Origin of the sequence: Streptomyces sp. NPDC087845 (assembly GCF_044742755.1) — a bacterium.
Classification (GTDB): domain Bacteria; phylum Actinomycetota; class Actinomycetes; order Streptomycetales; family Streptomycetaceae; genus Streptomyces.
Genome location: NZ_JBIUVC010000046.1, coordinates 1 through 5,228, shown reverse-complemented (window position 1 = coordinate 5,228; position 5,228 = coordinate 1). Strand labels below are relative to the sequence as shown.

Annotated in this window: 4 protein-coding genes; 3 read left to right on the top strand and 1 reads right to left on the bottom strand. The window is 62.5% G+C overall.

Annotated elements, in window-relative coordinates:
• From ACIOMQ_RS41335 to ACIOMQ_RS41325, 3 genes are all read left to right on the top strand, one after another.
• Positions 1-2,436: RHS repeat-associated core domain-containing protein (locus tag ACIOMQ_RS41335; protein ID WP_402192878.1), on the top strand; the 2,436-nt coding region annotated here is incomplete at its 5' end.
• Positions 2,433-2,915 carry a hypothetical protein gene (locus ACIOMQ_RS41330; protein WP_401942968.1) on the top strand — a complete coding sequence of 161 codons (483 nt, stop codon included), beginning with the start codon at positions 2,433-2,435 and terminating at the stop codon, positions 2,913-2,915. The genes ACIOMQ_RS41335 and ACIOMQ_RS41330, both read left to right, overlap by 4 nt.
• Positions 2,916-3,780: 865 nt before the next feature.
• Positions 3,781-3,984: a hypothetical protein gene (locus ACIOMQ_RS41325; protein WP_402192875.1), complete on the top strand. Its 204-nt coding sequence runs from the start codon at positions 3,781-3,783 to the stop codon at positions 3,982-3,984.
• 902 nt (positions 3,985-4,886) lie between these two features.
• Here the strand turns inward: ACIOMQ_RS41325 and ACIOMQ_RS41320 are convergent.
• A partial coding sequence (locus ACIOMQ_RS41320) for a transposase (RefSeq protein WP_402192873.1) occupies positions 4,887-5,228 on the bottom strand: 342 nt, incomplete at its 5' end.

Genomic DNA, 5,228 nt, shown 5'->3' with positions numbered 1-5,228 from the left:
GGGCGGGAACTGACCGCCGACTACAACGCCCTCGGCCTACCGGTGCGAATCAAGCGCGCGGACGGGACGATCACCCGGCAGACCTACGACGAGCGCGGCAACCGCACGTCGGTCACCGATGCCTCCGGCGCGACAACGACCTACACGTACGACGAGGCCGGACACCTCATATCCGTTGTGGATGCACTTGGACACCGCTCCACGGTGCGGTGCGACATGTCTGGCCTGCCCGCCGAGATCACCGACCCGCTGGGCGCAACGACGCGATACGAGCGCGATGCCTTCGGCCGCCCGGCCTCGATGACCGACGCCCTGGGAGCTGTCACTCGGTTCGCCTGGACCACGGAGGGAAAACTCGCTCACCGGATCGATGCGGACGGTAGCGAACAGTTCTGGACGTACGACGGCGAAGGCAACTGCCTCACTCAAACCGACGCCATGGGCGGCGTCTCCACCTTCGAGTACGCAGACTTCGACCTGCTCGTGGCACGGACCGGCCCGGACCGGGTGCGGTACGAGTTCAGCCATGACCTGCTGCTCCGGCTTACCGAAGTCACGGACCCACACGGGCTGACCTGGAACTACAGATACGATCCAGTCGGTCGCCTTACCGCGGAGAGCGACTTCGACGGCAGGGTTCTGACTTACCGCTACGATGCCGGGGGCCGCTTGGTCTCCCGCACTAACGGGGCCGGCCAGACCATCCGGTTCGAACGCAATGAACTCGGCCAACTGCTGCGCAAGGACGCGGACGGAGCACTCACCCGCTACGAGTACGACATCTTTGACCAACTGGCCGGCGCATCAGGACCCGACACCTCTCTGACCCGCATGCGGGACCGTTACGGGCGCCTGAAGTACGAGACCGTCAACGGTCGACGTCTCTCCTTCGAGCATGATGCCCTCGGACGCCGCACCAGCAGGAGAACCCCCAGCGGATCCGTCAGCGCCTGGACCTATGATGCGGCGGGCCGGCGCGATGAACTCACGACGGCCGGTCGCACGCTCACCTTCGAACGGGACGCGGCAGGTCAGGAACTGACCCGGCACATCGGCTCAACAGTCACGCTCAGGCACGAGTTCGACCTCATGGGCCGCCGCACCGGCCAGCACATCACCGCTACGAACCGCACTCTTCAGCACCGCGTGTACTCATACCGCGCCGACGGCAACCTCACCGGCATCGAAGACCAGCTCCGCGGCAGCCGAACCTTCGACCTGGATACCCTGGGCCGGGTCACGGCCGTGCACGCCTCGAACTGGTCCGAGCGATACGCGTATGACTCCGCCGGCAATCAGACCGAGGCGACCTGGGCCACAGCGCACCCGGGTCAGGAGGCGGTAGGGATTCGCACCTACGCGGGTACACGAATCAGCACGGCGGGGAACGTCCGCTATGAGCACGACAAACAGGGAAGAATCGCACTTCGTCAGAAGCGGCGGCTTTCCCGTAAACCTGAAACGTGGCGATTCGCCTGGGACGCCGAGGACCGGCTCGTTTCGGTAGTCACGCCAGATGGAACAGTCTGGCGCTACCAGTACGATCCGATGGGCCGTCGCACAGCCAAGCAGCGCCTCGCCGACGACGGCGACACCATCCTGGAGCAAACCTCCTTCGCCTGGGACGACGCACAGCTCTGCGAGCAACTGGTCACCGGGGAGGACCTGCCCAACCCTGTCACGCTCACGTGGGACCACGACGGCGCGCGTCCACTGGCGCAGGTGGAACGCATCCTCGCAAGTGGTTCGACGCAAGCGGCGGTTGATGAAAGATTCTTCACCATCGTCACCGATCTGATCGGCACTCCGAGCGAACTCATTGACGAGTCGGGGGGATTGGCCTGGAACACGCGCTCCACACTGTGGGGCACGACAACCTGGGCAACAACCAGCACGGCATACACGCCGCTTCGATTCCCTGGCCAGTATTTCGACCCAGAGACCGGCCTCCACTACAACGTCAACAGGTACTACGATCCGGAAACGGCCCGTTATGTGACTGCTGATCCCCTGGGCCTCGATCCAGCCCCCAACGCCCTGACGTATGTGGAGAACCCACATACGTGGGCCGACCCATTGGGGCTGAAGCCCTGCAAGATACGCGTATCTCCCGTGGCATCCGATTGGGCTACCAAAGGTGCCCACATCCACATCCCGCTGAAGAAGAAGCCGGGTCTTGAGGACGAAGTGCACGTGTTCGTGGATGACAACGGCAACATTGCGGGTGCACCGATCAGGCTCGAACATGGCTGGGCCTCGGACAAGAGCGTCCAGGCAGCCGTGGACGCTGTGAACACTGATCCCAAGCTTCGCGCCGATCTGCTCACCAAGGCCAGGTCCGCCCAGGAGCATATGCTTGATCACAACTGGGGAAACAAAAAGAACCGGGCGGATGAAATGAAAGCACTCATAGAAAAATTGGAGGGGTGGCCGTGAGCGCCACTGAATTGATTGCCTCATTTATTGCATCGGGGCGACTGTACGGAGTTGGCATCGGTTCCACCCTCATGGAGCTTCAGCAGGCAATCAACTGCGATTTCGTGGATGTTGTGGACGAGGACGGTGATTCGATGCGGCGTGATTATGGATTCATCGAATTCTATCTGAATTCCGGGCAAAGTTGGAGCGTATCCGGGGGTGCCATCGAGTTGCACAGGCTGGCCACCCGCAGCGATATGGTCGATCGGTGGCGTACTGCCATGCGCGATGACTTCCCCCAATACCTCACATGGGATGAGTTGTTTGGTGAGTTTTCCAAGCTGCCGAATCCTCCCGCCCTTCAACATATCGATCAAGGTGATTTTCAGGAGTACCGCGCATCGGCAACGAAGGTATCCGTTCTGGTCAACAATGACCATGAGGAACGCGACGAATGGCTAGGGCATGGAGACGTATGGAGCGTCAGCCTCGGCTGACGGCGCCGCCGCCGACCCGTCTGCTGGAGAGACGACTTGCCGTGCTTCGGAGGGAAGTGTGACGGGCATGAAGCGGAAAAGGTAGGTCAGGAAAGCTCTGCGTCGGAAATGTGGTGTGGTGAGCGACAGAAGTGGCCCCGGCGGTCGCCGCGGCCCCCTTCTGCGCGATGTCATCGACATCAAGACGCTCATCTCGCCTCCGAATTCATCCTCAAGCTCGCCGATGAGGGCGCATTTCGTGGGCCGCTGCCGGAGAACTTCGATCGTGTCAGGGGGCTGAATCCGCAGGCTACGACTCCGCGGGCGTGCGGGACCGATTTCCTCTCCGAGGGCATCCGCTCCCACCGACACTGAGGAGGTGGCGGGGTGTTCATGCCTGGCCTTGCCGAGGCGAATTTCGAAGCCGCAGGGGCCGACGCGCAGGAGGATAGGGGTGAGGTATCTAGTGAATTCGGGATCTGGATGTCCCGGAACAATTCGGAGAATGATGACTGCAAGACCTGGCATTAAAATTTGGGGAGACCCGTAAAGGGTTTCTCGTTGGGCATGGTGGGATGACCGGACTGGCGCGATGCTAATCCGTGAGGGATCCAACGGCACCTTCATGCAGCCAAGTGGCGGCCACAGCTACTACATGCGCCAACTCCAGGAGTAACGTGATGAATGAAAGATCGGCAGAGGCGCAGAATGTAGAAGAGCTATGGTCCAGGCTGACTCCGTCGGTGATCAACAGCGTCTCTCGGTACGACGCCTGTTGAATGGAAATCGAGCGATCTCGGGTTGCGCCCAGCATTCGTGAGGAATTACAGATCCGGTATATTCTTTCAAGAATCTGTTCTCGTCCCGGGAACACCTTGTACGCAGGATGGAGTCCGACTGGAAACTACCGGGGCAGTACCCGATCAGCGCTTACATCAATGATCTGGATGCACGTGATCAGTCGCAGATTGCCATGGGCACACTGACCGACGAGGCCCAAGCGGAGCTGTCCGCTCTGCTGGCAGCGTTGGATGCGCGCTTCGTGCACGAGTCGCTGCCGGACGAGGGGGTGAGCTTCGCCCGTGGCTGAAGCCGTCCTCGGGTGAAGAGCCGCAATGGATTCAGGCTGCGCAAGCCTCGTAATCACCCCCGGTAGACCGCAAGCCCGCCTCCTGGTGGGGGAAGAGATCGCCCTGTGGCGCAAGGGACTTACCACGTCCCGTGGTATGTCTCCGCGGAGCCGTCGACTGGCGGGGACGCTGCCGCACGTTTGAGCCGAAGGTGAGGCGGTAGACGTTAGGCAGGTCGATCGCAGTGTCGGCGTGCCGCGTCATCAGCCCCGGCTCGATGAACTCCCGGAGCAGAGACGCCGGGTTGTCGACCCCTGGGGGTTGCTGCCCTCGCTCTCGTTCTCGTCTTCCAGCTCTTTGGAGGCGAGTCGTACGACAGCGGTGTCGGAAGGCATGCCCACGTGTGCCGGTGGGCCCGGGCACCCGCGTTCCGGCTTACTTACAACTGGGTACCGCTGAAACGCTCCAGGCCGGCGACTGTCGAGGCTGGTCGGCCCGGCGAACAGGTCCGCAAGCCAGAGCCGGCCGCCGCGAGTGTGGCCGGAGGCTGCAGGTCGACGCCGTGACAGACGGCGTTGTGGACGACGATGGTTGGCGGGTGAGGAGGCATCTTCGTGCGGGTGCTTTCTACCGGACGCAGCCCCAGGTCCCGCACCTGCGGCGAGCCACTGCGTCACGAGGGCACGTCTGTACGCACCGACGGCCACCCGTGCCGACCTGCTTGGCGACCCCGCAGTGCGGGCACGCTTCGACGGTGGCCGGCGCCCGGGGGTGAGCACCGACCGGTGATTCCGCTCATCTCACGTCCTTGTTTCCGGCAGTGTGCGGGACTGCCGTCGACACCCGTCGAGCAGGGCCGATCCGTCTCGTCCGTGACGCTCGTTTGACGCTCGGGCACATGCAGGCTGCTCCTCTGGAGCAATCACACCGCGTCTGACCTGCAGGTTCTCTGACTGTCACTTCCGGTGACGTCTTTCCGATGACCCATCATGTGGAGTGCGTGGCGATCCTCGAACCCATCACTAAGAGCGTGTTCGCTCGATTCGATTCCTTTGCGGGCGATGCGGACGCCGATCCGTTTACCGCGGAGCCATTTCCGCAGGTCAGGTAGGTCGTAAGCCTTGTCGGCGTGGAGTTTGCCGGGTTTGTGGTTCCAGCCGTGGTGGGGGTCGTGTCTCGATTGGAGACCGCCCACCATGGGCTTCAGACCGTGACTGTCGTGGGTGTTGGCGGCGGAGAGCCCGACGACCAGGGGCAGTCCGGC